This window comes from Aquabacterium humicola (assembly GCF_030167915.1).
Taxonomy (GTDB): Bacteria; Pseudomonadota; Gammaproteobacteria; order Burkholderiales; family Burkholderiaceae_C; genus Pseudaquabacterium; species Pseudaquabacterium humicola.
On record NZ_JARGNB010000001.1, the window covers coordinates 297,210 to 321,688 of the forward strand.

The 24,479-nt window shown below is 72.9% G+C and carries 20 protein-coding genes; 8 read left to right on the forward strand and 12 right to left on the reverse strand.

What is annotated here, in order from left to right; all coding sequences use genetic code 11:
- Window positions 1-17 precede the first annotated feature (17 nt).
- On the reverse strand, window positions 18-1,814 hold the full coding sequence (locus P1K89_RS01340) for an ABC transporter transmembrane domain-containing protein (protein ID WP_284614552.1): 1,797 nt from the start codon (window positions 1,812-1,814) through the stop codon (window positions 18-20).
- A 134-nt stretch (window positions 1,815-1,948) separates the two neighbouring features.
- Here P1K89_RS01340 and P1K89_RS01345 point away from each other — a divergent pair, with 134 nt between their 5' ends.
- The 5 genes from P1K89_RS01345 (at window position 1,949) to P1K89_RS01365 (ending at window position 7,665) form a co-directional block, all read left to right on the forward strand.
- Entirely contained in the window at window positions 1,949-2,458 is a 510-nt protein-coding gene (locus tag P1K89_RS01345) for a MarR family winged helix-turn-helix transcriptional regulator (protein ID WP_284614553.1), read from the forward strand.
- Window positions 2,455-3,906, forward strand: coding sequence for an efflux transporter outer membrane subunit (locus P1K89_RS01350; RefSeq protein ID WP_350079774.1), 1,452 nt, complete (start codon window positions 2,455-2,457; stop codon window positions 3,904-3,906). The genes P1K89_RS01345 and P1K89_RS01350 overlap by 4 nt, the downstream gene beginning before the upstream one ends.
- Window positions 3,907-3,914: 8 nt before the next feature.
- Window positions 3,915-5,147: an HlyD family secretion protein gene (locus P1K89_RS01355; protein ID WP_284614554.1), complete on the forward strand. Its 1,233-nt coding sequence runs from the start codon at window positions 3,915-3,917 to the stop codon at window positions 5,145-5,147.
- Window positions 5,147-6,715: a DHA2 family efflux MFS transporter permease subunit gene (locus P1K89_RS01360; protein ID WP_284614555.1), complete on the forward strand. Its 1,569-nt coding sequence runs from the start codon at window positions 5,147-5,149 to the stop codon at window positions 6,713-6,715. The genes P1K89_RS01355 and P1K89_RS01360 overlap by 1 nt, the downstream gene beginning before the upstream one ends.
- An 86-nt stretch (window positions 6,716-6,801) precedes the next feature.
- Window positions 6,802-7,665 (forward strand): GGDEF domain-containing protein, encoded by an 864-nt coding sequence (locus P1K89_RS01365; protein ID WP_284614556.1) that lies wholly within the window; start codon window positions 6,802-6,804, stop codon window positions 7,663-7,665.
- 9 nt (window positions 7,666-7,674) lie between these two features.
- Here the strand turns inward: P1K89_RS01365 and P1K89_RS01370 are convergent, their stop codons facing one another.
- From P1K89_RS01370 to mutL, 7 genes are read right to left on the reverse strand one after another with little or no spacing between them, the layout of a single operon-like run.
- Entirely contained in the window at window positions 7,675-8,793 is a 1,119-nt protein-coding gene (locus P1K89_RS01370) for a lipocalin-like domain-containing protein (protein WP_284614557.1), read from the reverse strand.
- Complete coding sequence (locus tag P1K89_RS01375; protein WP_284614558.1) at window positions 8,790-11,351, reverse strand: FtsX-like permease family protein; 2,562 nt, start codon at window positions 11,349-11,351, stop codon at window positions 8,790-8,792. Before P1K89_RS01375 ends, P1K89_RS01370 begins: the two co-directional genes overlap by 4 nt.
- Window positions 11,348-12,007 (reverse strand): ABC transporter ATP-binding protein, encoded by a 660-nt coding sequence (locus P1K89_RS01380; protein WP_284614559.1) that lies wholly within the window; start codon window positions 12,005-12,007, stop codon window positions 11,348-11,350. Before P1K89_RS01380 ends, P1K89_RS01375 begins: the two co-directional genes overlap by 4 nt.
- A 15-nt stretch (window positions 12,008-12,022) precedes the next feature.
- On the reverse strand, window positions 12,023-12,928 hold the full coding sequence (gene miaA, locus P1K89_RS01385) for a tRNA (adenosine(37)-N6)-dimethylallyltransferase MiaA (protein WP_284614560.1): 906 nt from the start codon (window positions 12,926-12,928) through the stop codon (window positions 12,023-12,025).
- The gene (locus tag P1K89_RS01390) at window positions 12,925-14,346 is read right to left on the reverse strand and encodes a multidrug effflux MFS transporter (protein WP_284614561.1); all 1,422 of its coding nucleotides are present in this window, start codon (window positions 14,344-14,346) and stop codon (window positions 12,925-12,927) included. Before P1K89_RS01390 ends, miaA begins: the two co-directional genes overlap by 4 nt.
- Complete coding sequence (locus P1K89_RS01395; RefSeq protein ID WP_284614562.1) at window positions 14,339-15,100, reverse strand: pseudouridine synthase; 762 nt, start codon at window positions 15,098-15,100, stop codon at window positions 14,339-14,341. The genes P1K89_RS01390 and P1K89_RS01395 overlap by 8 nt, the downstream gene beginning before the upstream one ends.
- Before the next feature lie 10 nt (window positions 15,101-15,110).
- Complete coding sequence (gene mutL / locus P1K89_RS01400) at window positions 15,111-16,985, reverse strand: DNA mismatch repair endonuclease MutL (protein WP_284614563.1); 1,875 nt, start codon at window positions 16,983-16,985, stop codon at window positions 15,111-15,113.
- Window positions 16,986-17,020: 35 nt separating this feature from the next.
- Here mutL and P1K89_RS01405 point away from each other — a divergent pair, with 35 nt between their 5' ends.
- Entirely contained in the window at window positions 17,021-17,677 is a 657-nt protein-coding gene (locus P1K89_RS01405) for a DedA family protein (protein WP_284614564.1), read from the forward strand.
- A 29-nt stretch (window positions 17,678-17,706) separates the two neighbouring features.
- Here the strand turns inward: P1K89_RS01405 and P1K89_RS01410 are convergent, their stop codons facing one another.
- Window positions 17,707-19,125, reverse strand: coding sequence for an N-acetylmuramoyl-L-alanine amidase (locus tag P1K89_RS01410; protein WP_284614565.1), 1,419 nt, complete (start codon window positions 19,123-19,125; stop codon window positions 17,707-17,709).
- Window positions 19,118-19,606 (reverse strand): tRNA (adenosine(37)-N6)-threonylcarbamoyltransferase complex ATPase subunit type 1 TsaE, encoded by a 489-nt coding sequence (tsaE, locus tag P1K89_RS01415; RefSeq protein WP_439897945.1) that lies wholly within the window; start codon window positions 19,604-19,606, stop codon window positions 19,118-19,120. The genes P1K89_RS01410 and tsaE overlap by 8 nt, the downstream gene beginning before the upstream one ends.
- A gap of 78 nt (window positions 19,607-19,684) precedes the next feature.
- Here tsaE and queG point away from each other — a divergent pair, with 78 nt between their 5' ends.
- Window positions 19,685-20,767, forward strand: a complete 1,083-nt coding sequence (queG, locus tag P1K89_RS01420) for a tRNA epoxyqueuosine(34) reductase QueG (RefSeq protein ID WP_284616290.1) — start codon at window positions 19,685-19,687, stop codon at window positions 20,765-20,767.
- A 1-nt stretch (window position 20,768) separates the two neighbouring features.
- Here the strand turns inward: queG and P1K89_RS01425 are convergent, their stop codons facing one another.
- Together P1K89_RS01425 and P1K89_RS01430 are read right to left on the reverse strand one after the other, a co-directional pair.
- Window positions 20,769-22,187 carry a GGDEF domain-containing protein gene (locus P1K89_RS01425; protein WP_284614566.1) on the reverse strand — a complete coding sequence of 473 codons (1,419 nt, stop codon included), beginning with the start codon at window positions 22,185-22,187 and terminating at the stop codon, window positions 20,769-20,771.
- Between the two features lie 86 nt (window positions 22,188-22,273).
- A complete protein-coding gene (locus tag P1K89_RS01430) occupies window positions 22,274-23,047 on the reverse strand; it encodes a ferredoxin--NADP reductase (RefSeq protein WP_284614567.1) in 774 nt (257 codons plus the stop codon).
- Window positions 23,048-23,255: 208 nt separating this feature from the next.
- Between P1K89_RS01430 and P1K89_RS01435 the strand changes: the two genes are divergently transcribed.
- Window positions 23,256-24,455, forward strand: coding sequence for an ABC transporter substrate-binding protein (locus P1K89_RS01435; RefSeq protein ID WP_284614568.1), 1,200 nt, complete (start codon window positions 23,256-23,258; stop codon window positions 24,453-24,455).
- Window positions 24,456-24,479: the final 24 nt, after the last annotated feature.

Below are 24,479 nucleotides of genomic sequence, written 5' to 3' on the forward strand. Positions count from 1 at the left end.
CAAGACATGTGCATGGATTATGCCTCTGCCTCCAGCCCGAACTGCATCGACGCCAGCCGCGCGTAGAGCCCGCCGCGCGCCACCAGCTCGTCGTGCGTGCCGACGTCGACGATGCGCCCGCCGTCGAGCACGACGATGCGGTCGGCCTTCAGCACGGTGGCCAGGCGGTGCGCGATGACGATGGTGGTGCGGTGCGCCATCGCCGCCTCGAGCGCCGCCTGCACCATGCGTTCGCTCTCGGCATCGAGCGCGCTGGTGGCTTCGTCCAGCAGCAGCAGCGGCGGGTTCTTCAGGATCGCGCGGGCGATGCTGATGCGCTGGCGCTGGCCGCCGGACAGGCGCACGCCGCGCTCGCCGAGGAAGGTGCCGTAGCCCTCGGGCGGCGCGCTGATGAAGTCGTGCGCGAAGGCGGCCCTGGCGGCGGCGATCACCTCCTCGTCGCTCGCGTCGGGGCGGCCGTAGCGGATGTTCTCCAGCGCGCTGGTCGAGAACACCGTGCTGTCCTGCGGTACCAGGCCGATGCGCTCGCGCAGCGCGGCCAGCGACACGTCGCGCACCGGCACGCCGTCGATCGCGACACTGCCGGCCTGCACGTCGTAGAAGCGCAGCAGCAGCTGCAGCACCGTGCTCTTGCCGGCGCCGCTGGGGCCGACCAGTGCGACGGTCTCGCCCGGGGCGACGACCAGGTCGATGTCCGCCAGCGCCGCATGCTGCGGCCGCGACGGGTAGTGGAAGCGCACGCCGTGCAGTTCGACGCGCGAGCCGCCCTGCGCCGGCGGCAGCGCCCGAGGCCGCGCCGGTTCGGCGACCGGTGAGCGCGCCGCGAGCAGCTCCATCAGCCGCTCGGTCGCGCCGGCGGCGCGCAGCAGGTCGCCATAGACCTCGGACAGCACGGCCACCGAGCTGACCAGGATGATCACGTAGACCACCGTCTGCCCCAGGTGCCCGGCCGAGATGCGGCCGGCGATCACCGCCTGCGTGCCCTGGTACAGGCCCCACAGCAGCGCGCCGAAGATCGAGCTGATGATGAAGGCGATCAGCAGCGAGCGCACGCGGGTGCGCTTGCGCGCGGTCTCGAAGGCGTTCTCGGTGGCGGTGTCGAAGCGCGCCGACTCGCGGCCCTCCTGCACGTAGCCCTGCACGACGGGAATCGCGTTCAGCACCTCGGCGGCGATGGCGCTCGAATCGGCGACGCGGTCCTGGCTGGCGCGGCTGAGCTTGCGCACGCGCTGGCCGAAGTAGATGCTCGGCAGCACCACCAGCACCAGGATGCCCAGCACCTGCATCATCACCGCGGGGTTGGTGATCACCAGCATCGCCAGCGCGCCGATGCCCATCACCGTGTTGCGCAGGCCCATGCTGAGGCTGGAGCCGACGACCGTCTGCACCAGCGTGGTGTCGGTCGTCAGCCGGCTCAGCACCTCGCCGGTGGCGGTGGTCTCGAAGAACTCCGGGCTCTGCCGCAGCACGTGGCCGTAGACGGCGTTGCGCAGGTCGGCGGTCACGCGCTCGCCGAGCCAGCTGACCATGTAGAAGCGCAGCGCCGAGAACAGCGCCAGCGCGACGCCCACCGCGAACAGCGCCGCGAAGTGCCCGCGCAGCGCCATCACCCGCGCGCCGGGGTCGGTGGCGACGAGGCCCTGGTCGATCAGCGACTTCAGCGCCATCGGGAAGACCAGCGTCGTCGCGGCGGCCATCACCAGGAACAGCAGCGCGAGGCCGATGCGGCCGCGGTACGGCCGCAGGAAAGGCAGCAGGCCCGACAGCGACTGCGGTGTCGCGGCCTTCGGGCGGTCGGAAGAAGCAGGTGGCATGGCGCCAGTGTAGGAGGCCGATTCGCAGGACGGCCGGGCGCCCCGGTGCCCGCCGCCGGCAAGACCCTGCAGAAAGCTAGCCTATTCAAATAGTGCCGCGACAACCATTGCCTAAGCAAGCATATTTCCGGTCCATGGTCGCGCCGAAGCCCCCCAAGCCCGCCGTGTTCTACCGCGCCGACACCCTGCGCGCCGACGACAGCATCGGCCTGCTGACCAAACGCGCGCAGCTGTCGATCGTCGGCCAGGTCGATCGCCGGCTCGCGCCGCACGACCTGACGCATGCGCAGTGGGTGCCGCTGTACAAGATCGCCAACGGCGACTGCTCGACGATGGCCGAGCTTGCGCGCGGCGTGGTGCTCGACCCCGGCGCGATGACGCGCGCGCTCGACCGCCTGGAGACCAAGGGCTTGCTCAAGCGCGTGCGCTCCGAGGACGACCGCCGCGTCGTCAAGCTCGCGCTGACGCCCGAAGGCGAGCAGCTCGCGCACCTGGTGCCGGCCGTGCTGGCCGAGGTCTTCAACGCCCACCTCGCCGGTTTCACCAAGGCCGAGTGGCAGACGCTGGTCTCGCTGCTGCAGCGCCTGGTCGCCAATGGCGACGCGATGCGCGAGAACAAGGACGACAAGGAACCGACGACATGAAGATGACGGCCGCGAAGCCGGCGCTGCAGACCGGTGGCGTCGCCGCGCTGGCGGTGGCGGCGGCACTGGTGCTGCTGCTCGCCGGCTGTGCCAGTCCGGGACCGGCGGCGACGCCGCTGCAGCGCATCGAAGCCGCCGCCGCCGGCTTCGACGACGCGACGACATCCCGCGCCCCGGACGCCGCCTGGTGGCGCCGTTTCGGCGACCCGGCACTCGATGCCCTGATCGACCAGGCGCTCGCGAACCAGCCCGGCCTGCAGGTCGCCGCCGCCCGCGTTGCGTCGGCCGATGCCGCGCTCGCCGGCCGTCGCGCCGCGACGACGCCGCGCCTCGACCTGGCCGCCGACGCCACCCGCCAGCACTACACCGAACGCGGGCTGGTGCCACCGCCGATCGCCGGCAGCGAGCGCACGAACGCGACGCTGCAGCTGGCCGGGCGCTGGGAGCTCGACTTCTTCGGCCGTCACGAGGCGGCGCTGCAGGCCGCGCTGGGCCGCCAGCGGGCCGCGCAGGCCGAGCTGGCTGCCGCGCGCGTGTTGCTGGCGTTGCGCATCGCCGAAGGCTACGTGGGTCTGGCGCGCCTGGTCGAGCAGCGCGGGATCGCACGCCGCACGCTGCAGCAGCGCGAAGCGATGCTCGGGCTGACGCGCCAGCGCGTGGGCGGCGGCGTCGACACCCAGGTCGAGCTGCGCCAGGCCGAAGCCGCGGTGCCCGAGGTGCGCCAGCAGATCGAGGCGCTCGAGGAGCAGATCACCTTGGCGCGCCACCGCCTCGCGGTGCTGGCCGGCCAGCCGCCGCAGGCCCTGGCGACGCTGGCGCCGGCGCTGAAGGCGCTGCCGGCCGAGCCGCTGCCCGCGCGCCTGCCGGCCGACCTGCTCGGCCGCCGCGCCGACGTCGTCGCCGCGCGCTGGCGCATCGAGGCCGCGGCTGGCGACGTGCAGGGCGCACGCGCCGAGTTCTATCCCGACATCGACCTGATCGGTTTCGCCGGCTTCAGCGCGCTCGGCCTCGATCGCCTGCTCAGCGCCGGCGCGCTGAACGTCGGCATCGGCCCGGCGCTGCGCCTGCCGGTGTTCGACGGCGGCCGGCTGCGCGCGCAGCTGAAGGGCCGCGAAGCCGAGCTGGACGCGTCGATCGCCGCCTACAACGGCGCCGTGCTCGACGCCGCGCGCGAGACGGCCGACGCGGTGGCGTCGCTGCGCTCGATCGAGCGCCAGCAGGCCGAGCAGCAGGCCGCCCAGGCGGCGGCCGAGGCCGCCTACGACTTCGCGCAGCAGCGCTACCGCGCCGGCCTGGGCACCTACCTCACGGTGCTCAGTGCCGAAAGCGGCGTGCTGGCACAGCGGCGCCTCGGCGCCGACCTGAAGGCGCGTGCGCTCGACGCCCGCATCGACCTCGCCCATGCCCTCGGCGGCGGGTGGCAGGCCGACCCTCACCTGACGCTCTAGACACCCCGATGAACGCACCGACCTCCGCGCCGATTCCCGCCCCGGTGGCGGCACCCGCCACCCGCCGCAAGGCGCTCGCTGCCGTCGGCAGCGTGCTGACCCTCGGCGCCATCGCCTGCGCGGCGTGGTGGTGGTTGATCGCCAGCCGCGTCGAGCACACCGACAACGCCTACGTGCAGGGCCATGTCGTGCAGATAACGCCCCAGGTGAACGGCACCGTGGTGGCCATCCAGGCCGACGACACCGACGCGGTGAAGGCCGGCCAGGCGCTGGTGCGGCTGGACCCGGCCGATGCGCAGCTGGCGCTCGAGCAGGCCGAGGCCCAGCTGGGCCAGGCGGTGCGCGAAGTGCGCACGATGTACGCGAACAACGCGACCCTGGCGGCGCAGGTCGCGCTGCGCGATGCCGAGACCGCCCGCGCGAAGTCCGAGCTGGCGCGCGCGCAGGACGACGTCGCGCGGCGCACGCCGCTGGTCGCCTCCGGGGCCGTCGGCCAGGAAGAGTTCGCGCATGCGAAGGCGCAGCTGTCGGCGGCGCAGAGCGCGGTCGCGGCTACGCAGTCGGCCGCCGTCGCGGCGCGCCAGGCGCTGGCGTCGAACCAGGTGATGACGGCCGGCACCGCGGTCGAGCAGCATCCCGGCGTGCAGCGCGCCGCCAGCCGCGTGCGCGAGGCCTGGCTGGCGGTCAAGCGCACCGAGCTGAAGGCCCCGGTCGACGGCGTGATCGCGCGGCGCAGCGTGCAGGTCGGCCAGCGTGTGGCCGCCGGTGCGCCGCTGATGACCGTGGTCGCGCTCGACCGGCTGTGGGTCGACGCGAACTTCAAGGAGAGCCAGCTGCGCAAGCTGCGCATCGGCCAGTCGGCGACGCTGGTGGCCGACGTCTACGGCGAGAAGGTGCGCTACAGCGGGCGCATCGCCGGCCTCGGCGCCGGCACCGGCGCGGCCTTCGCGCTGCTGCCGGCGCAGAACGCCACCGGCAACTGGATCAAGGTGGTGCAGCGCGTGCCGGTGCGCATCACGCTCGATGCCGCCGAGCTGAACGCGCACCCGCTGCGCGTCGGCCTGTCGATGGCGGTCGAGGTCGACGTCAGCGACGGCAGCGGCGCCGCGCTGGCCAACGCGCCGGCCAGCGCGCCGGCGACGCAGCGCACGACGGTCTTCGACGCGTTGGCGCGCGAGGCCGATGCCGAGGTGCAGCGCATCGTCAAGGCCAACCTGCGCGGCGCCACCGCGGTGCAGTGATGTCGTCCGCTCCGACGATGGCGGCGGCCCCGCCGCCGCCGCTGCGTGGCGGGCAGCTGGCGCTCGGCACGCTGGCGCTGTCGCTGGCCACGTTCATGAACGTGCTGGACTCGTCGATCGCCAACGTGTCGATCCCGGCGATCGCCGGCGACCTGGGCGCCAGCCCGTCGCAGGGCACCTGGGTCATCACCAGCTTCGCGATCGCCAACGCGATCTCGGTGCCGCTGACCGGCTGGCTGACGCAGCGCTTCGGCGCGGTGCGGCTGTTCACCGCCAGCGTGCTGCTGTTCGTGCTGTCGTCGTGGCTGTGCGGCTTCGCGCCGACGCTGGAGCTGCTGATCGCCGCGCGCGTGCTGCAGGGCCTCGTCGCCGGGCCGATGATCCCGCTGTCGCAGACCCTGCTGCTGGCGAGCTACCCGCGCGAGAAGGCCGGCTCCGCGCTGGCGCTGTGGGGCGTCACGACGCTGGTCGCGCCGGTGGCCGGGCCGCTGCTGGGCGGCTGGATCACCGACAACATCGCCTGGCCGTGGATCTTCTACATCAACGTGCCGGTCGGCCTGGGCGCCGCGGCGGTCACCTGGGTGATCTACAAGAAGCGCGAGACGGCGACGCGCAAGCTGCCGATCGACCGCATCGGCCTCGCGCTGCTGGTGACCGGCGTCGGTTCGCTGCAGCTGATGCTCGACGAGGGCAAGGAGCTCGACTGGTTCGCCTCGCCGCTGATCGTCGGCCTGGCCATCGCCGCGGTGGTCGGCCTCGTGCTGCTGGTGGTGTGGGAGCTGACCGACGCGCACCCGGTGGTCGACCTGCGGCTCTTCGGCGGCCGCAACTTCGCGGTCGGCACGCTGGCGATGTCGGTGGCCTACGGCCTGTTCTTCGGCAACGTCGTGCTGCTGCCGTTGTGGCTGCAGCAGCACATGGGCTTCACCGCCACCGCGGCCGGCATGGCGCTGGCGCCGGTGGGCGTGCTGGCGATCCTGTTCACGCCGCTGGTCGGCCGCAAGGTGGCCAGCTGGGACCCGCGCTGGATGGCGGGCGGCGCCTTCGTCGGCTTCGCGTTCGTGCTGTGGCTGCGCTCGGGCTTCACGCCGCAGACCGACCTGGTGCACATCATGATCCCGACGGTGCTGCAGGGCGCCGCGATGGCCTTCTTCTTCATCCCGCTGACCACGCTGACGCTCGCCGGCCTGCCGCCCGAGCGCATCGCGTCGGCGTCGGGCCTGACGAACTTCGTGCGCATCACGGCCGGCGCGGTCGGCACCTCGATCGCGACGACGCTGTGGGAATCGCGTGCGGCACTGCACCATGCGCACCTGACTGAGGAACTGGCGCTCGGCGACGGGCCGATGGCCGCGACGCTCGCGCAGCTGGAGCAGGCCGGGTTGAGCGCCGCGCAGGCGCTGGCGCAGGTGAACCGGCTGGTCGACCAGCAGGCCTTCACCCGCGCCGCCGACGATGTTTTCCTCGCCTCGTCGCTGCTGTTCCTGGGCCTCATCGTGCTGCTGTGGCCGATGCGTCGGCCGCGCCTGATGTCGGCTGCGGCGCCGGCCGATGCGGGCGCGCATTGACGGGGTCCACCCCCCGGAAATGCGCTACCACGCCGATGCAATTCTCACGCTCGTGCAAGGTCGGTTTGTGGTCGAATCGAACGATCATGAGTGCCCCCCGACCCGCCGCCGCATTGCCCGTCGTGGGCGCGTCCGTCACGCCGCAGGGTGCTGACTGGCGACGCTGGGCCGGCCGCATCGGGCCGGTGAAGCTGGCGCTGGTGGTGCTGCCGGTCGCGGTGGCGCTGGCGGCGTTGACGGGCGCGGCGATCGCCGCGGCCACCGGCGCGTCGGTGGCCGCCTTCGCGCTGCTCGGCGCCGCGGCCGCGCTGCCGTCCGTGCTGTTCGCTGCCACGCTGTTCTGGCGCGCCGGCCCCGGCGTTGTCCCGGCGCTGCCGGAGGTCGACGTCGCGGCCACGCGCGACGCCCTCACCGGCGCCTTCACGCAGCGCCACTTCGTCGCCGCGACCGACCGCGAATGGGCCCGCATCCGCCGTCACGGCGAGGATGCCGCGCTGCTGATGGTCGACGTCGATCATTTCCGCACCCTCAACGACAAGCACGGCGGCGCCTGCGGCGATGCCGCGCTGGTGGAAATCACCCGCCTGGCCTCGGCCACGCTGCGCCAGTACGACCTGCTCGCGCGCTTCGGCGGCGGCGTGCTCGTCGTCTACCTGCCGCACACCGATCCGATCGGCGCGCTCGACGTCGCCGAACGCATCCGCGAACGTGTCGCGGGCTACCGCCTGACCTGGGAAAGCCAGTCGGTCGGCATGACCGTCAGCATCGGCGTCGCGGCCGTCGGCGCCGACCATGCCGCGCTCGATGCGGTGATCGCCGATGCCGGCACCGCGCTGCGCGAGGCCAAGGCCGCCGGCCGCAACTGCGTGCGCGCCGCACCGGTGCAGCCGCGCCGCCAGCCGGCGCCGGGGGCGTCGCTGGGCGACCGCCGGGCCAAGGGTCCCATCTAGGCGGCGGCATCAGCCGAGCTTCAGCGCCGTCTTGCGCCCCGTCATCTCCAGGTAGCCGAGCCCCAGTTCGCGGCCGGTCGCCGGATCGCGCAAGGCCGACAGCCCTTCCCAGTAGATCGCGCCGGTGCTGGCGCTGCTGTCGAGCTCCTGCGCGTCGAGCAGCGCGGCCAGCGCGAAGCGGCCGGCCGGCGTGGTGATCGTCCACTCCACCGGGTAGCGCGCGCCCGAACCCGGGCTGAGCCATTCGCGGCCCGGCTCGAAGCGGACCTCGTGATCGCCGAAGATGCGCAGCACGCCGTCCGCGCCGCGGTGGCTGCCGCCGGCCCACACCACGCTGCCGTCGGCGCGGCGCAGCACGAAGGCGGTCAAGGCACCGCCGTCGTGCAGGTTGATGCCGATCCAGTCCCAGCCGATCACACCGGGCGCCATCAGCTCGTTGCTCCACTCGTGGTCCAGCCAGCCGCGGCCGGCGAGCGTGCGGCTGCGGCCGTCGAGCTGCAAGCGGGCCTCCGCCGCCAGCTGCGGCTGCGAGTAGTAGTGGCTGGCCTGCTGCGGCAGCGGCCCCTTGCGCGAGTGGCCACGCTGGCCCTGCAACAGCAGCGGCTGCGTGGGCGCCAGGGTCAGCGCCAGCGTGAAGCCGGCTTCCGGCGCCGGCAGGCGGGCGGCGTAGCGGCCGTCGGCGCCGCGCCGCAACGACCACGGGCCGATCACCACATCGGTGTCCGACGAGCGCGCATGCGCTTCCGGCTGCGCCGCATCGCCCGACCAGCGCGCGACGCGCTGGGCGTCGCGATGCCGGCGCGCGCCGATGTCGGAAATCGCCGCATGGGCGAACAGCAGCTGCCGCGGCGCGAAGCGGCCCGGCAGCGTGGCGGCCAGCGCCGTGCGGCTGCGGAAGAAGGTCAGCTGCCAGCCGATCGGCGGGGCGTCGGGCGCCGCGCGCAGCCAGCCGGTGGCGTACCACCACTCGATGCGCGTGCCGGCGTGCGCGCCGTGGTCGCGCGGGAAGTCGAGCGGCCGGTCGGGGGAGACGGTGTCGTCGATGGCGTCGGCGCGCGCGGCCGTCGTGCAGGCCCCCGCGGCGCCCGCGGCGAGGGCCTGCAGAAGGCGGCGGCGGGCGGGCCTCACCAGTCTTCCTTCACCGCCAGCACCGCCTGCCGGGACGCCGCCCGCCGCGCGCTGAACGCGGCCGTCAGCACGCCCGCGGCCAGCACCGCGCCGGCCAGCGCGGCCAGCGGCGCGACCGGCAAGGTCATCGACATCGTCCAGTGAAAGCTCTGCGGATTGACGACGTGCACCAGCACCACCGCGATCGCCAGGCCCAGCCCGACGCCCACTGCGCAGCCGGCGACCAGCCAGGCCAGCGTCTCCAGCGTCACCAGGCCGATGACCTGTCGGCGCGTGAGCCCGAGGTGCGCGAGCAGCCCGAATTCCTTGCGCCGCGCCAGCACCTGCGCCGACAGGCTGGCGGCGACGCCGACCAGGCCGACGCCGATCGCCACCGCCTGCAGGTAGCGGGTGACGGCGAAGCTGCGGTCGAAGATCGACAGCGAGATGCGGCGCAGCTGCGCGGTGCCGGCGGTCTCGACCGGCAGGCCCGGCCCCGCCTGCGCGACCAGCGCGGCCTCCACCGCCGCCGGCGCCGCGCCCGGCGCCAGCCACAGCTGCAGCTCGTTGACGCCCGCATCGCCGGTCAGGCGCCGGTAGTCGGCGAGATCGATCGCCACCGCGCCGAACTGGCGTGCGTAGTCGCGCCAGATGCCGCGCACCTGCAGCGGCGCCTGCAGCCCCGGCAGCGGCAGCGTGATGCGCTGGCCGACCGACCAGCCGTAGAGCGCGGCGGCCGGCTCGCTGACGTAGACCGCGGTGGTGCCGGGTTCGGCCGGTACCAGCGTGCCGACCAGCGGCAGCGTGGCGGCCGGGTCGGGGATCAACCGCGCGACCAGCATGACCGGCGGCCGGTGCGGGTCGAGCGCCATCGGCCGGTGCCGCGCGGCCTGCACCCGCGCGACGCCGGGCACGCTGGCCGCGGCGGCGACGAAGTCCGGCCGCAGCAGGGCCAGCTCGGCGGCGCCGGCGCTCTGGGCGGTGCGCAGGTACAGGTCGGCCGGCAGCACGTGGTCCAGCCAGTCGCTCACCGCATCGCGAAAGCTCGCGACCATCACCGTCAGGGCCACCGACAGCGCCAGGCTCGCGACGACGCCGGCGACCGTCGCGCTGGCGGTCTGGCGTGCGAAGCGCGCGCGCCGCCAGGCCAGCAGCGCGAGGGCGCTGTGGGGTGTCGCATGGCGGCCGATCAGCGCCTGCACCGCGGCCGGCACCAGCGCGACGCCGCCGCCCAGCAGCAGCGCGACCGACGCATAGGCTGCCAGCGGCAGGCCGGCGATCGGCGGCGCCAGCGCCAGCAGCGCGCCGCCGGCGAGGGCTGCGAGCCCCGGCCACACCGGCGGTGCCGTGCCGCCGCTGCCGCCCAGGCCTTTCAGCGCGAGGGCCGGCGCGAGTTGTTCGGCGCGCCGGGCCGGCCACCACGCGCCGCCCACCGTCGCCAGCACGCCCAGCGCGCCGCAGGCGGCCAGCCAGGGCCAGGGCCAGGCGAGCCGCGGCGCCGTGCCGGCGAAGTAGCCGCCGCCGAGGTCGCCGCCGAGCAGGCGCAGCGCACCCCAGGCCAGCAGCGCCCCGGCGGCCAGGCCGAGGCCGCTGCCGACCAGCCCCAGCAGCGCGGCCTCGGCCATCACCAGCCGGCGCCGGTCGCGCGCGGCGAGCCCGAGCACGCCGAGCAGCGCGAACGACGGCGTGCGCTGCGCGACCGACAGCGACACCACCGAATAGACGAGGAAGCCGCCGACCAGCAGCGCGACCAGCGCCAGCACGCCCAGGTTCACGCGGTAGGCCAGCGACAGGTTCGATACGCGCTGCAGCGCGTCGTCGGCCGCGCCGACGCGTACTTCGGGCGTCAGCGCCAGCTGATTGAGCCAGGCGCCGCGGTCGATGCCCTGCACCAGCTTGACATCGATGCGCGACAGCCGGCCCTCGCGGCCGAACAGGGCCTGCGCGGCGGCGATGTCGATCGCGATCAGCGGCGTGCTGCCGGCGGCGACGCTGCCGCCGATGCGCAGGCGGCGCCAGCCGGCAGCCGTCTGGAGCTCGACGGTGTCGCCGGCCTGCAGCTTCAGCCGTGCCATCGCCGCCGGATTGGGCCAGGCGAGGCCGGGGTCGAGCAGCAGCAGCGCGCCCTGCGTCCCGCCCGGATCGGACGGCGCCGATGCGGGCCGCGGCAGCAGCATCGGCGCGATGGCCGCGACACGCAACGCGTCGATGCCGACGATGCGCACCGGGGCCGGCATCTCGACCGCCGGAGCGGCGGGTGCGTCCGCGGTGGGCACCCGTCGCGCCTGGCTGTCGATCTCCAGCACCGGGCTGGCGACGGCGACGCGCTCGTCGGCCATCAGCGTCGCGATCCAGCCGTCGTCGAAGCCGGCGCCGGTCTGCGCGGCGAGCACGACGTCCGGCTCGCCGTTGACCGTGCGCACCGCCTGCGCGAACTCGGTCAGCGCCGAGTGGTTGATCATCTGCACCGAGCCGGCGAGCGCGACGCCGAGCGCCACCGCGAGCAGCGCGACGCCATGGCGCCAGGGATGGTGGCGCCACTCGGCCCACGACAGCGGCAGCAGCGGCCGCAGCCTCATGGCGATCCGGCTTCGGCGACGATGCCGGTGGCGGTGAGCCTGAGCACCCGGTCCGCGCGCGCGGCCGCGGCGGCCGAATGCGTGACCAGCAGGCAGGCCGCGCCTTCGGCCCGGACCTGGGCCTGCAGCACGTCGAGCATGCGCGACGCGGTCGCCGGGTCGAGGTTGCCGGTCGGCTCGTCGGCCAGGATCAGCAGCGGCCGGTGCACCAGCGCGCGGGCCAGCGCGACGCGCTGCAGCTGCCCGCCCGACAGCTGCGCCGGGCTGCGTGCCCCGAGGCCGGCGAGCCCCACCGCAGCGAGCAGTTGCGCAACGCGCTGCCCGTCCGGGCGATCGAGCAGCAGCAGCGGCAGCGCGACGTTCTCGGCCACCGACAGATGCGGCAGCAGGTGGAAGGCCTGGAAGACGAAGCCCAGCTTCTCGCGGCGCAGTCGCGCACGCCCGGGCTCGGACAGCGTGCGCACGGCCTCGCGATCGAGCACGATCTCGCCGGCATCCGCCTCGTCGAGGCCGGCGATGCAGTTCAGCAGCGTCGACTTGCCGACGCCGGATTCGCCGAGCATCGCGACGAACTCGCCGCGCGCGATGTCCAGCGAGACGTCGGCGAACACCGGCGTCTCGGCGTAGGCCTTCTTCAGTCGCGTGATCGAGAGCATGGGGGAAACGGCCGCTCAGGCGGGCACGTGGGCGAGCAGGGGGCCGATCAGGTCGCCGCCCGCGTCGCAGGCGATGACCGTGCGCTGCATCGAGCGCAGCCAGGTCAGCTGCCGCTTCGCGAGCTGCCGCGTGGCCGCGATGCCGCGCTCGCGCAGGGGGCCGAGTTCGTCGTCGTCCAGGGCCTCCCAGGCCTGCCGGTAGCCGACGCAACGCATGGAAGGCATCGTCGGCTGCAGGTCGCCGCGGGCGCGCAGCCGGCGCACCTCGTCGACGAAGCCGGCCGCCAGCATCGCATCGAAGCGTTCGGCGATGCGCCGGTGCAGCCAGGCGCGCGACACCGGCTCCAGCGTGACCAGCGGCAGCGCGAGGCCGGGCGTGGTCGACCGGCCATGGTGCTGCGACAGCGGCCGGCCGCTGAGCTGGAACACCTCGAGCGCGCGCTGGATGCGCTGCGCATCGTTCGGCGCCAGGCGCGCGGCGGTGGCCGGGTCGATGCGCCGCAGCTCGTCATGCAGCGCCGGCCAGCCTTCGGTCGCGGCGCGCGCTTCGAGCGCGGCGCGCACGCCGGCATCCGCGGCGGGCAGGGCGTCGAGCCCGTCGATCAGCGCCTTGAAGTACAGCATCGTGCCGCCAACGAGCAGCGCGAGCCTGCCGCGCGCGTTGATGTCGCCGATCAGGCGGCGCGCATCGGCGGCGAACTGCGCGGCCGAGTAGGCCTCGGTCGGCTCGACGATATCGATCAAATGGTGCGGCACCGCGGCCAGCTCGGCGGGGCCGGGCTTGGCCGTGCCGATGTCCATGCCGCGGTAGACCAGCGCCGAGTCGACGCTGACGATCTCCAGCGGCACGCGTTCGGCCAGCTGCAGCGCGAGGCCGGTCTTGCCCGAGGCGGTCGGCCCCGCCAGGCCCAGCGCTTTCATGTCGACCCCTCGTCGGACGAGTACGTCCGCCGGCCCTGCGGGCCGCGCCGATCCTTGCGGCTCGGCTCTTCGCCAGGCGAGGACAGTCCACCGGACTGTCCTCGTCCGGGCTCAGCCCCCGAGGGGATGGCGGGCCGGCTTGGGGCGGCCCGGCGCTCGGCCCGCCCCTCGTCGGTCGTGCTCCGCGGCGGCTCGCCATGCCGCCGCACCAGCGTCCAGACGACGAGCGACACGCCGCTGCCGCCGACGGCGAGGCCGATCGCGAAGGGCCGCAGCGTGCCGTCGAGCGCACTGCCCAGCCACGCGCCGATGGCGAAGGTGGCCAGGGCGAGCAGCCCGCCGGCGACCGCCGCGGCGAGCCCCGCCGAGCGCGGAAAGGGGCCGACCGCGCCGGCCTGGCCGCAGGGCTGGTGCACGCCGTGGCCGAGCATGTAGAGCCAGGTCGGCAGCATCACCGCCCACACCGCGCGGTGATCCGTCCACGCCAGCAGCGCCATGCCGGCCACGCTGGCGATCGAGAACGCGCTGCCGCGCTTGACCGCGCCGACGAGCCCGTGCCGGGGCAGCCAGCGGCGGCAGATGAAGGTGCCGGTGATGTAGGCCAGCGAGGTCGTCGCCATCACGACGCCCGCCTGCGCCGGCGGCAGCCCGAGCACGCGGATCAGCACGTAGCCCGAACCGGAGAGGAAGACGAACAGCCCGGCATAGGCGCAGGCCACCAGCAGCGCCCAGGCGCGGAAACCCGGGTGCGCGAGGATGCGGCCGACCTGCAGGGCCAGCGGCTTCATGCGCGTGGCCTGCGGGTCGAGCTGCTTCAGCGTCTCCGGCACCCTCCACGCCAGCCAGCCCCACAGCGCGGCGCCGAGCACGCCCATCGTCGCCAACGTCGCGCGCCAGCCGAAGATCGCGACCAGCAGCCCGCCGAGCAGCGGACTGGCGATCGCCACCAGCCCGAGGCCCGACAGCGCGCGCGCCATCACCAGCGCGCCTTCGTGCGGTTCGTACAGGTCGCGCAGCATCGCGCGCGCGCAGACCACCGGCACCGACAGCGCCGCGCCCTGCACGACCCGCCAGCCGATCACCTGCGCGACGTCGCCGGCCAGCGCGGCGCCGACCGAGGCCGCCACGTACAGCGCGAGGCCGGCCAGCAGCACCGGGCGGCGGCCGACGCGATCGGCGACCGGGCCCCAGACCAGCTGCGCCAGGCCGAACGCCAGGATCAGCGCGGTCATCGTCATCTGCACCGGCGCCACCGGCGCGCGCAGGTCGGCGCCCAGCGCCGGCAGCGCCGGAAGCATCAGGTCGGTGGTCAGCGGCTGCAGGCCGAGCAGCATCGCCAGCAGCCAGGCCGCGGCCAGTGGCGTCAGCGGGGGTCGTGCCGCGCGGACCGGGCTCGGGCCGAGCGTGCTATCAGACAAAACGCTCGTCCGGGCGAAGGTAGCGCCACTGCCCGGGCGGTAGCTTTCCGAGCACCACGCTGCCGATGCGCACGCGCTTGAGGCCGACCACCTTCAGCCCGACCAGCTCGCACATGCGGCGGATCTGGCGCTTGCGGCCCTCGCGCAGCACGAAGCGCAGCTGGTCCTCGTTGGCCCAGCTGACGCGCGCCGGCTTCAGCGCCTTGCCGTCGAGCACGAGTCCGTGCTGCAGCAGGCCGATCTTCTCGGGCGACCACGCGGGCTGCGGCTGCACGCGCACCAGGTATTCCTTCTCGGCGCGGCTGTCGTCGCCGATCAAGAGCTTTGCGATGCGGCCGTCCTGCGTCAGCACCAACAGGCCGGTGGAATCGATGTCGAGCCGGCCGGCCGGCACCAGGCTGCGCAGGTGGCCGGCGTGGAACTTCAGCGGCAGCTTGTCCTCGCGCCAGCGGTTCGCCGGGGTGACCAGCACCTTGGCCGGCTCGTAGCCGTCCTCGGCCTGGCCCGAGACGAAGCCGATCGGCTTGTGCAGCAGCACGGTGACGCGCTGCGCCTGCTGGTTGCGCGCCGCGTCATCGATCTCGATCGCCGCATCCGGCTGCACACGCTGGCCCAGGACCGCCGGCACGCCGCCGACCCTGACCCAGCCGGCCTCGATCCATTCGTCGGCTTCGCGGCGCGACGCGAGGCCGCGCTCGGCCAGCAGCTTCGACAGCCGGATGCCTTCCGGGTTGGTCTTGTCGTCTTGATCCATGGAGTGGGTGTCAGCGCCCGCGCAGGAACAGTGCGTCGAGCTCCTTCATCGTCACCTGCCGCCAGGTCGGGCGGCCGTGGTTGCACTGGTCGGCGCGCTCGGTGCGTTCCATGTCGCGCAGCAGGGCGTTCATCTCGGCCAGGGTGAGCGTGCGGTTCGCGCGCACCGCGCCATGGCAGGCCATCGTCGCCAGCAGGTCGTCGCGGGCGCGCTGCACGGCGCGCGAGGCACCGACCTCGGCCAGCTCGGCGAGCACCGCGCGCGCCAGCGCGACCGGGTCGGCATCGGGCAGCGCGGCGGGACGCGAACGCACCGCCAGCACGCCGGGCGCCAGCGGCGCGACGTCGAGGCCCAGCGCCGCCAGCGCTTCGGGCTGCGCCTCGGCGGTCGCCCATTCGTCGCCGGTGGCGGCGAAGGTCGCGGGGATCAGCAGCGGCTGCGCGGCCAGTGCGGCATCGCCCTGCGTGCGCTTCAGGCGCTCGTAGACGATGCGTTCGTGCGCCGCATGCATGTCGACGATCACCAGGCCGTGGCGGTTCTCCGCCAGGATGTAGGCGCCGGCCAACTGCGCGAGCGCGCGGCCCAGTGGCCAGGCGGCATCGTCGGGGGCGGCGGCAGCGGCGTGCGGTTCATTGGCGGCCGACGGCGAGCTCGTCGAGGCCACCGGCGCCATCGCCGGGGTGTCGAGCACGGCCGTCGTAGGGCCTCCGGCGGCACCGCCGTTCGCGGCGCCCAGCGTGGTCCAGCGCGGCGCCGGCTCCTCGGCCCGCAGCCAGGCCAGTTCCTGCAGGCCGAGGCCCCGTTGTTCGCCGCCGACCATCGGCCGCCAGGTCGTCACCGGCGTGAAGGGCACCGGCGCGGGCTGCGGCGCCGTCGCGGCGGCCTCCTGCGGCGCACGCGACTCGGCGAGTGCCGCCTCGATCGCATGGCGCACCGCCTGGTGCACCTCGCGCCCGTCGCGAAAGCGCACCTCGATCTTCGTCGGGTGCACGTTGACGTCGACCCGCTGCGGATCGATGTCGATGAACAGCACGTAGACCGGCTGGCGCTGGCCGTGCAGCACGTCCTCGTACGCGCTGCGCGCGCCGTGCGCGATCAGGCGGTCGCGCACGAAGCGGCCGTTGACGTAGACGTATTGCTGATCGGCGCGGGCCCGGGCGGCGTCGGGCAGGCCGGCGCGGCCTTCGAGTCGGAGCGGGCCGAAGCTCGCGGCGAGCGGGCGGCTGCCGTCGATGAAGTCGGCGCCCAGCACGTCGGCGATGCGCTGCTCGGGCGTCGCGGGCCGCCACTGCTCGACCAGCCTGCCCTCGTGCCAGATCGCGAAGCCGACGTCGGGCCGCGCCAGCGCATGGCGGCGCACCGCGTCGACGCAGTGGGCCAGCTCGGTGGCGTCGGTCTTCAGGAACTTGCGGCGCGCGGGTGTCGCGAAGAAGAGCTCGCGCACCTCGACGCTGGTGCCGCGGGCGCGCGCGGCGGGCTGCAGCTCGCCGCTGCGCGCGTCCAGGCGATGGGCATGCGCATCGCCTTCGCAGCGGCTGGCGATCGACAGCTCGGCCACCGACGCGATCGCCGCCAGCGCCTCGCCGCGAAAGCCCATCGTCGCCACCGACTCGAGCTCGGCGAGGTTGGCGATCTTGCTCGTTGCATGGCGCTTCAACGCCAGCGGCAGCTGGTCGGTCGGGATGCCGTGGCCATCGTCCTCGACCACGATGCTGCGCACGCCGCCGGCCATCAGCCGCACGGTGACCTGCGTCGCACCGGCGTCGAGCGCGTTGTCGACCAGCTCGCGCACCACCGAGGCCGGGCGCTCGATCACCTCGCCGGCGGCGATCTGGCTCACCAGCTCGTCGGGCAATTCGCGAATGGGACGGCGATCGGGGTTCATCGGGCCGGATTATCGGCGCCGTGATAATCCGCCCGATGGAACTGCTGATGACCCTGGTCGACTTCGTGCTGCACGTCGACCGCCACCTGCGCATCTTCGTCGAGACCTACGGCTCATGGGTCTACGCGCTGCTCTTCCTGATCATCTTCGTCGAGACCGGCCTCGTCGTGATGCCCTTCCTGCCGGGCGATTCGCTGCTGTTCGTCGTCGGCGCGCTGTGCGGCCTGGGGCTGATGAGCTACCCGCTGGTGATGCTGCTGATGACAATCGCCGCGATCGCCGGCAACCAGACCAACTACGCGATCGGACGGCGTGTCGGCGACAAAGTGTTCTCATGGGAGCAGTCGCGCTGGTTCAACAAGCGCGCCTTCGACCGCGCGCACCTGTTCTACGAGCAGTACGGCGGCATCACGATCGTGCTGGCGCGCTTCATGCCGTTCGTGCGCACCTTCGCGCCCTTCGTCGCCGGCGTTGCGAAGATGACGCGCAGCAAGTTCACCTTCTACGACGTCACCGGCGGCACGCTGTGGGTCGTCAGCCTGGTCACCGCGGGCTACCTGTTCGGCAACATCCCGTGGGTGCAGCGCAACCTGTCGAACATCATCTGGGCGATGCTGATCATTCCCGGCGTGATCGTGATGATCGGCGCGCTGAAGGCGCGGCGGGCGCCGGCGCGGCCGCCCGCGGTCTGACGCGGACGGGGGCGGCCGGGACCGGCCGCTCACAACGCGCGGTTGCGCGCCAGCGGCGGATTGCGCGCGAAGTAGCGCCGGATGCCGGTGAACAGCGCCTCGACCAGCTTGTCCTGGTAGTCCTCGTCGCGCAGCCGCGCTTCTTCGCCGGGGTTGGTGATGAAGCCGGTCTCGACCAGGATGCTCGGGATGTCCGGTGCCTTCAGCACCGCGAAGCCGGCCTGCTCGACGTGGCGCTTGTGCAGGCTGCCGACCTTGCCGATGCGCTCGAGCACCTCGCGGCCGATCACCAGGCTGTCCTTGATCTGCGCGGTGGTGCTCATGTCGATCATCGCGCGCAGCACCTGGGCGTCCTTCACCGCGGTGTTCGCACCGCCGACCAGGTCGGCCGCGTTCTCCTTCTGCGCCAGCCAGCGCGCCGCGCTGCTGGTGGCGCCGGACTCGGACAGCGCGAACACCGACGCCCCCTTGGCCTGCGGCGTGAAGAAGGCGTCGGCATGGATCGACACGAAGAGGTCGGCCTGCACGCGGCGCGCCTTGCGCACGCGCTCGTGCAGCGGCACGAAGAAGTCGGCATCGCGCGTCAGCATCGCGCGCATGCCCGGGACGCTGTTCAGGCGCTCGCGCAGCTTGGCCGAAATCTGCAGCACGACGTCCTTCTCGCGCAGGCCGCTGGGGCCGATCGCGCCGGGGTCCTCGCCGCCGTGGCCGGGGTCGATCGCGATGACGATCAGGCGATCGATGCGGCGCTGCTCGTCGGGCGGCAGGTGCATGGCGGCCGGCGAGGTGGATGACGGCGGTGGCGGCGCTGCGGGCGGTGCCGGCGGCGCGCCCGCCGGCGCCGACGACGCCGAAGGGCCGGGCGCGGCGGCGATCGGCGGCTCGGCGCGTGGTTTCTCCAGCCGGCCGATGAACTCGCCCAGCGCATCGTTCATGCTCTTCGTGGCCTGCGCCTCGGCGCGCTCGCGCTCGACGATCAGCTCCAGCAGCGGATCGCGCTCGTGCGTCGGGTGCAGGTCGAAGACCAGGCGATGGCGGTAGGCGGCCACCGGCGGCAGCGTCAGCTGCTGCGGCTCGACCGGCTGCTTCAGGTCGACGACCAGGCGCACGATGCGCGGCTGGTACTGCCCGATACGCACGCCGGCGATGAACGGGTCGTCCGCCTGCACCTTGCCGACCAGCTCGCGCAGCGCGGGGCTCAGCTCGAGCTGGTCGATGTCGATCACCAGGCGCGGCGGCGAGTCGGCGACGAAGTGGCGCGCGGCGAGCGCGACATCGGACTCGATCGTCACGCGGCTGTAGTCCTTGGCCGGCCACACCCGCACGCCGACGATGCTGGCGGCGCCCCAGGCCAGGTCGCGCGCGGTCAGCAGCAGCGCCAGCGTGCCCAGGCGCTGCAGCGCCCGGCGGCGAGGCGGGTGGACGGAAGGCGCTGTGTGCTCAGCCATGCAGCAGGGCAACGCCGCGCGGCGTCATCGCGTCGACATGGACATCCCGCGATTCGTCGTCGGCGACGGCGATCACGAGGCGCAGATCGGGCACGGGCAGCAGGCCGGCGGCATGGTCCGGCCATTCGGCAATCTTCAGGCCCGGGGCGGCCAGCACGTCGCGCAGGCCGGCGTCCAGGCCTTCGCGGGGGTCGCTGAATCGATAGAAGTCGAAGTGAGCGGCCGGCGTGCCGCCGGGCAACTCGTAGGGTTCCATCACCGCATAGGTGGGGCTCTTGATGCGGCCGGTGATGCCGAGCGCGCGCAGCAGGTGGCGCACGAAGCTGGTCTTGCCCGCGCCCAGCGGGCCGTGCAGCTCGATCAGCGCATCGTGGATGCCGGGCCGCGCGGCCAGCGCCTGCGCAAAGGCCGCGCAAGCCCCTTCGTCGGGCCAGTGCAGCTGCTGCGTTCCTAGAATCGGTGGATGGTGCGCGAGGGTCACGTGACGGGTCAGGCAGAACGGGCGGAGGGACCCGACGCGGTGGACGGCACGCTCGACGCGGCCGGGCTGCTCGAGCGGCTGCGCGCCTGGGGCCACGAGCTCGGATTCTCACAGATCGGGGTGGCCGGCGTCGACCTGCACGAGGCCGAGCCGGGCCTGCTGGCCTGGCTGCAGGCCGGCTTCCACGGCGACATGCAGTACATGCAGGCGCATGGCCTGAAGCGCGCGCGCCCCGCCGAGCTGGTGCCGGGCACGCTGCGCGTGGTCACGGCGCGCATGGACTACCTGCCGCGCGACACCGTGCTGGGCCGGGACGACGATGAAACGGTCGGCTGGCAGGCGACCGGCTGGCAGCGGCTGCACGATGCGCGGCTCGGCAACGTCTCCCTCTATGCCCGCGGCCGCGACTACCACAAGGTGCTGCGGCAGCGGCTGCAGAAGCTGGCCGACCGGCTGCAGGACGCCGTCGGCCCGTTCGGCCACCGCGTATTCACCGATTCGGCGCCGGTGCTCGAGGTCGAGCTGGCGCAGCGCAGCGGCCTCGGCTGGCGCGGCAAGCACACGCTGGTGCTGTCGCGCGACGGCGGCTCGATGTTCTTCCTCGGCGAGATCTACGTCGACCTGGCGTTGCCGGTCACCGAGCCGGGCGGTGCGCATTGCGGCCAGTGCACGGCCTGCCTCGACGTCTGTCCGACGCGCGCGATCGTCGCGCCGTACCGGCTCGACGCGCGGCGCTGCCTGTCCTACCTGACGATCGAGCAGGACGGGCCGATCCCCGAGGCGTTCCGCGTCGCAATGGGCAATCGCATCTACGGCTGTGACGACTGCCAGCTGGTGTGCCCGTGGAACAAATACGCGCAGCGCAGCACGCTGCCCGACTTCGACCGCCGCGAGGCGCTGGCCGAGCCGCCGCTGCTCGTGTTGTGGGCGTGGAGCGAAGCCGACTTCCTGCGCCACACCGAAGGCAGCGCGATCCGCCGCATCGGCTTCGCGCGCTGGCGCCGCAACCTCGCGGTGGCACTGGGCAACGCGTGGCGGGAGACCGGCGATCCGGCGATCGCCGAGGCGCTGGCAGCGGCGCAGGGCGACGCAGCGCCGCTGCTGCGCGAGCACCTCGACTGGGCGCTCGCGCAGCGGGCACGCGCTGCACGGTCTGCCTGATTCAGGGCAGGCGGCGGTCGATGCCGCGCTCGGCGTAGCGGCGACGCTTGTGCTCGTACATGCGCGCATCGGCGCGGCGCGCGGTGGCTTCCAGCCCTTCGCCGGCCGCGCGCTCGGCGATGCCCACCGACACGCGCAATGGCGGCGCGTCGCCCGCCATGCGGTTGTCGGCGTCGACGACGGCCAGCAGGCGCTGCACGATCGCCTCGGCCTGGGGCTCGTCGAGGCCCGGCAGCAGCAGCACGAATTCGTCGCCGCCGATGCGTGCCGCGAAGCCCGGCGCGTCGACGAAGGCGCCGATCAGGCGCGCGGCGCGCTGCAGCAGCGCATCGCCGGCGGCATGGCCGAGGCTGTCGTTGGTGGCCTTCAGGCCGTCGAGGTCGATCGCCACCAGCGTGACGGCCGTCGCCGCGGCATCGAGCCGCGCCAGCTGCGCATTGAAGTGGCTGCGGTTGTACAGGCCGGTCAGCGCATCGTGGCTGCTGACGAAGGCCAGCGCGTCCTCGGCCCGCTTGCGGTCGCTGATGTCGGTCAGCGACAGCAGCACCTGGTCCCACTGTTCATGGTGGCCCGGCAGCGCGGATACCTGCAGCACGACGAAGACCTCGCGCCCGTCCAGCGTGCGCAGCGGCGCCTCGTGCCCGCGTATCGGTCCGCCACGCCACAGCTCGGCGAGCTGCTCGCCCATCAGCGATCGCAGGCGCGGCGTGAGCACCTGCGGCAGCCCGCGGCGCAGCGTCTCGAGGTCGCGCGCGCCCAGCAGGTCCAGCGTGCGCCGGTTCACGTCACGCAGCACCATCGCGGCCAGGCAGCGGTCGATGAAGCCGGCGTCGCCCTCCAGCGACGGCACGGCCTGGCCGCGCGGCAGCGCCTGGGCCAGCAGCGCACGCACGGCGCTGAAATCCACCAGCCACAGCGAGATCGGCGAGTGCTCGAACAGCGCGCGCGCGTGGGCCAGCGCCCGCTCGCGTTCGGTGACGTTCTCCAGCGACACCAGCACCCGGTCCCAGCGCGCCTCGTGCCCCGGCATCACGCTGGCGCTGAGCTGCAGGTGCATGCGTTCGCCCTGCAGCGTGTGGTTGATGGTGCGGGTGGACAGGTGCTGCCGGCCGTCCCAGAGCTGGCCGAGCTCCTCGATGAAGGCGGTCTGCACGTCGTCGCGCATCACGAGGTGCAGGTTGTCGACCAGGTGCTGCAGGTCGCGCGCGCCGTACTGCACCAGCGTGCGGCGGTTCACGCGCAGCACCTTCAGGCGCCGCTTGCAGTCGTCCAGCAGCGACGGGTGGGCGTGCAGGTGCGCACGCAGGTCGGTGATGCCCTGGTCGCGCCACTGCACGAACAGCGCCTGCAGTTCGCTGTAGTCCTCGAGCCACAGCGAGACCGGCGCCAGCTCGAACATGTCGGCATAGAGATCGGCCATGCGCCGCTCGCGCGCCGCCCGGCGGGCGGCGCCGTTGTTGTTCGGAGCAGGATTCTGGCCCGGCCGCGCCGGACGCGGGATCGGGATTACTGCTCGGCGAACGCGCGCTCGATGACGAAGTCGCCCGGCGTCGAGGTATTGCCTTCCTTGAAGCCGCGCTGCTCGAGCATGTGCTTCAGGTCGCGCAGCATCGCCGGGCTGCCGCAGATCATCACGCGGTCGTGCGCGGCATCCAGCGCCGGCAGGCCGAGGTCCTGAGTCAGCTTGCCGGACTCGATCAGCTCGGTGACGCGGCCCATGTTCTTGTAGGTCTCGCGCGTGACGGTGGGGTAGTAGCGCAGCTGGCTGGTGACCATCTCGCCGAGGAACTCGTGGTTCGGCAGGTGCTCGACCAGCAGGTCGTGGTAGGCCAGCTCGTCGACCTGGCGCACGCCGTGTACCAGCACCACCTGCTCGAACTTCTCGTAGGTGGCCGGGTCGCGGATGATGCTCATGAAGGGCGCCAGGCCGGTGCCGGTGGACATCAGGTACAGGCGCCGGCCCGGCAGCAGGTAGTCGACGACCAGCGTGCCGGTGGGCTTGCGGCCGACGATGATCGAGTCGCCGACCTGGATGTGCTGCAGCCGCGAAGTGAGCGGGCCGTCCGGCACCTTGATGCTCAGGAACTCGAGGTGCTCCTCGTAGTTCGCGCTGACGATCGAGTACGCGCGCAGCAGCGGCTTGTTGTTGACCTTCAGCCCGATCATCGTGAAGTGGCCGTTCGAGAAGCGCAGCGACTGGTCGCGGGTGGTCGTGAAGGTGAACAGCCGGTCCGTCCAGTGGTGAACGCTCAGCACACGCTCTTCGTTGAAGGCACTCATGGGTCTTGCTTCGGGGGTTGCGAGGAAATCATGCGCTGCCGGCACGGCGGCGTCCGTCTCGGCCGCGACATCGGGTGGACACCGATGTTCATGTAGTGGAGACTACATGAAATTCACGACCGTGGCGAAAGTCGCTATTCTGCCGTGAACCCCGGGTTCACCCTGATCCCCTGCCGTTGAGGCCGCACAAACTCTGGAGGATTTCCGCATGACCCGTCATTCCATCGCCGCCGTGCTGCTGGCCGGATTCACGAGCTTCACGACGCTGGCGTCCGCGCAGGGCACGCTGAAGATCGGCGAGGTCAACAGCTACAAGGTGCAGCCGGCCTTCCTGGAGCCGTACAAGAAGGGCATGGAGCTCGCCGTCGAGGAGATCAACGCGGCCGGCGGCGTCAACGGCCGCAAGATCCAGTTGATCACGCGCGACGACAACGGCACGCCGGGCGATGCGGTGCGCGCCGCCGAGGAGCTGGTCTCGCGCGAGCAGGTCGACGTGCTGGCCGGCGGCTTCCTGTCGAACATCGGCCTGGCGCTCGCCGATTTCGCGAAGCAGAAGAAGTTCTTCTACCTCGCCTCCGAGCCGCTGACCGACAAGATCGTCTGGGGCAACGGCAACAAGTACACCTTCCGTCTGCGCCCGTCGACCTACATGCAGTCGGCGATGCTGGTGCCGGAGGCCGCCAAGCTGAAGAAGAAGCGCTGGGCGGTGGTCTACCCGAACTACGAGTACGGCCAGTCGTCTGTGGCCACCTTCAAGCAGTTGCTGAAGGCCGCGCAGCCGGACGTCGAGTTCGTCGCCGAGCAGGCGCCGCCGCTGGGCAAGCTCGATGCCGGCAGCGTGGTGCAGGCGCTGGCCGATGCCAAGCCGGACGCGATCTTCAACGTGCTGTTCGGCGCCGACCTCGCGAAGTTCGTGCGCGAGGGCAATACCCGCGGCCTGTTCCAGGGCCGCGAGGTCGTCAGCATGCTGACCGGCGAGCCGGAGTACCTCGACCCGCTGAAGGACGAGACGCCCAACGGCTGGATCGTCACCGGCTACCCGTGGTACGGCATCCAGACGCCCGAGCACAAGGCCTTCTTCCTGGCCTACCACCGCAAGTACAGCGACTATCCGCGCCTGGGGTCGGTGGTCGGCTATACGACGATCAAGTCGATCGCCGCCGGCGTCGCGAAGGCCAAGAGCAGCGAGACCGAGAAGCTGATCGCCGCCTTCCGCGGACTGGTCGTCGACACGCCGTTCGGCAAGGCCACCTACCGCGCCGAGGACCACCAGTCGACGATGGGGGCCTACGTCGGCAAGACCAAGAACGACAAGGGCAAGGGCACGATGGTCGACTACGTCTACCTCGACGGCGCGAAGTACCAGCCGTCGAACGACGAGGTCAAGAAGCTGCGTCCCGCGAACTGAACCACCGTTCCTTCAAGGAGGTGA

Bases quoted from the DNA above. Each gene is read 5' to 3' on its own strand.
- P1K89_RS01350 (WP_350079774.1), top strand. From the start codon at position 2,455: ATGAAGATGACGGCCGCGAAGCCGGCGCTGCAGACCGGTGGCGTCGCC.
- P1K89_RS01375 (WP_284614558.1), bottom strand. From the start codon at position 11,351: ATGAGGCTGCGGCCGCTGCTGCCGCTGTCGTGGGCCGAGTGGCGCCAC.
- P1K89_RS01345 (WP_284614553.1), top strand. From the start codon at position 1,949: ATGGTCGCGCCGAAGCCCCCCAAGCCCGCCGTGTTCTACCGCGCCGAC.
- P1K89_RS01360 (WP_284614555.1), top strand. From the start codon at position 5,147: ATGTCGTCCGCTCCGACGATGGCGGCGGCCCCGCCGCCGCCGCTGCGT.
- P1K89_RS01430 (WP_284614567.1), bottom strand. From the start codon at position 23,047: ATGAGTGCCTTCAACGAAGAGCGTGTGCTGAGCGTTCACCACTGGACG.
- mutL (WP_284614563.1), bottom strand. From the start codon at position 16,985: ATGAACCCCGATCGCCGTCCCATTCGCGAATTGCCCGACGAGCTGGTG.
- P1K89_RS01355 (WP_284614554.1), top strand. From the start codon at position 3,915: ATGAACGCACCGACCTCCGCGCCGATTCCCGCCCCGGTGGCGGCACCC.
- P1K89_RS01405 (WP_284614564.1), top strand. From the start codon at position 17,021: ATGGAACTGCTGATGACCCTGGTCGACTTCGTGCTGCACGTCGACCGC.
- miaA (WP_284614560.1), bottom strand. From the start codon at position 12,928: ATGAAAGCGCTGGGCCTGGCGGGGCCGACCGCCTCGGGCAAGACCGGC.
- P1K89_RS01410 (WP_284614565.1), bottom strand. From the start codon at position 19,125: ATGGCTGAGCACACAGCGCCTTCCGTCCACCCGCCTCGCCGCCGGGCG.
- P1K89_RS01395 (WP_284614562.1), bottom strand. From the start codon at position 15,100: ATGGATCAAGACGACAAGACCAACCCGGAAGGCATCCGGCTGTCGAAG.
- P1K89_RS01365 (WP_284614556.1), top strand. From the start codon at position 6,802: ATGAGTGCCCCCCGACCCGCCGCCGCATTGCCCGTCGTGGGCGCGTCC.
- P1K89_RS01435 (WP_284614568.1), top strand. From the start codon at position 23,256: ATGACCCGTCATTCCATCGCCGCCGTGCTGCTGGCCGGATTCACGAGC.
- P1K89_RS01425 (WP_284614566.1), bottom strand. From the start codon at position 22,187: ATGGCCGATCTCTATGCCGACATGTTCGAGCTGGCGCCGGTCTCGCTG.
- P1K89_RS01340 (WP_284614552.1), bottom strand. From the start codon at position 1,814: ATGCCACCTGCTTCTTCCGACCGCCCGAAGGCCGCGACACCGCAGTCG.
- P1K89_RS01380 (WP_284614559.1), bottom strand. From the start codon at position 12,007: ATGCTCTCGATCACGCGACTGAAGAAGGCCTACGCCGAGACGCCGGTG.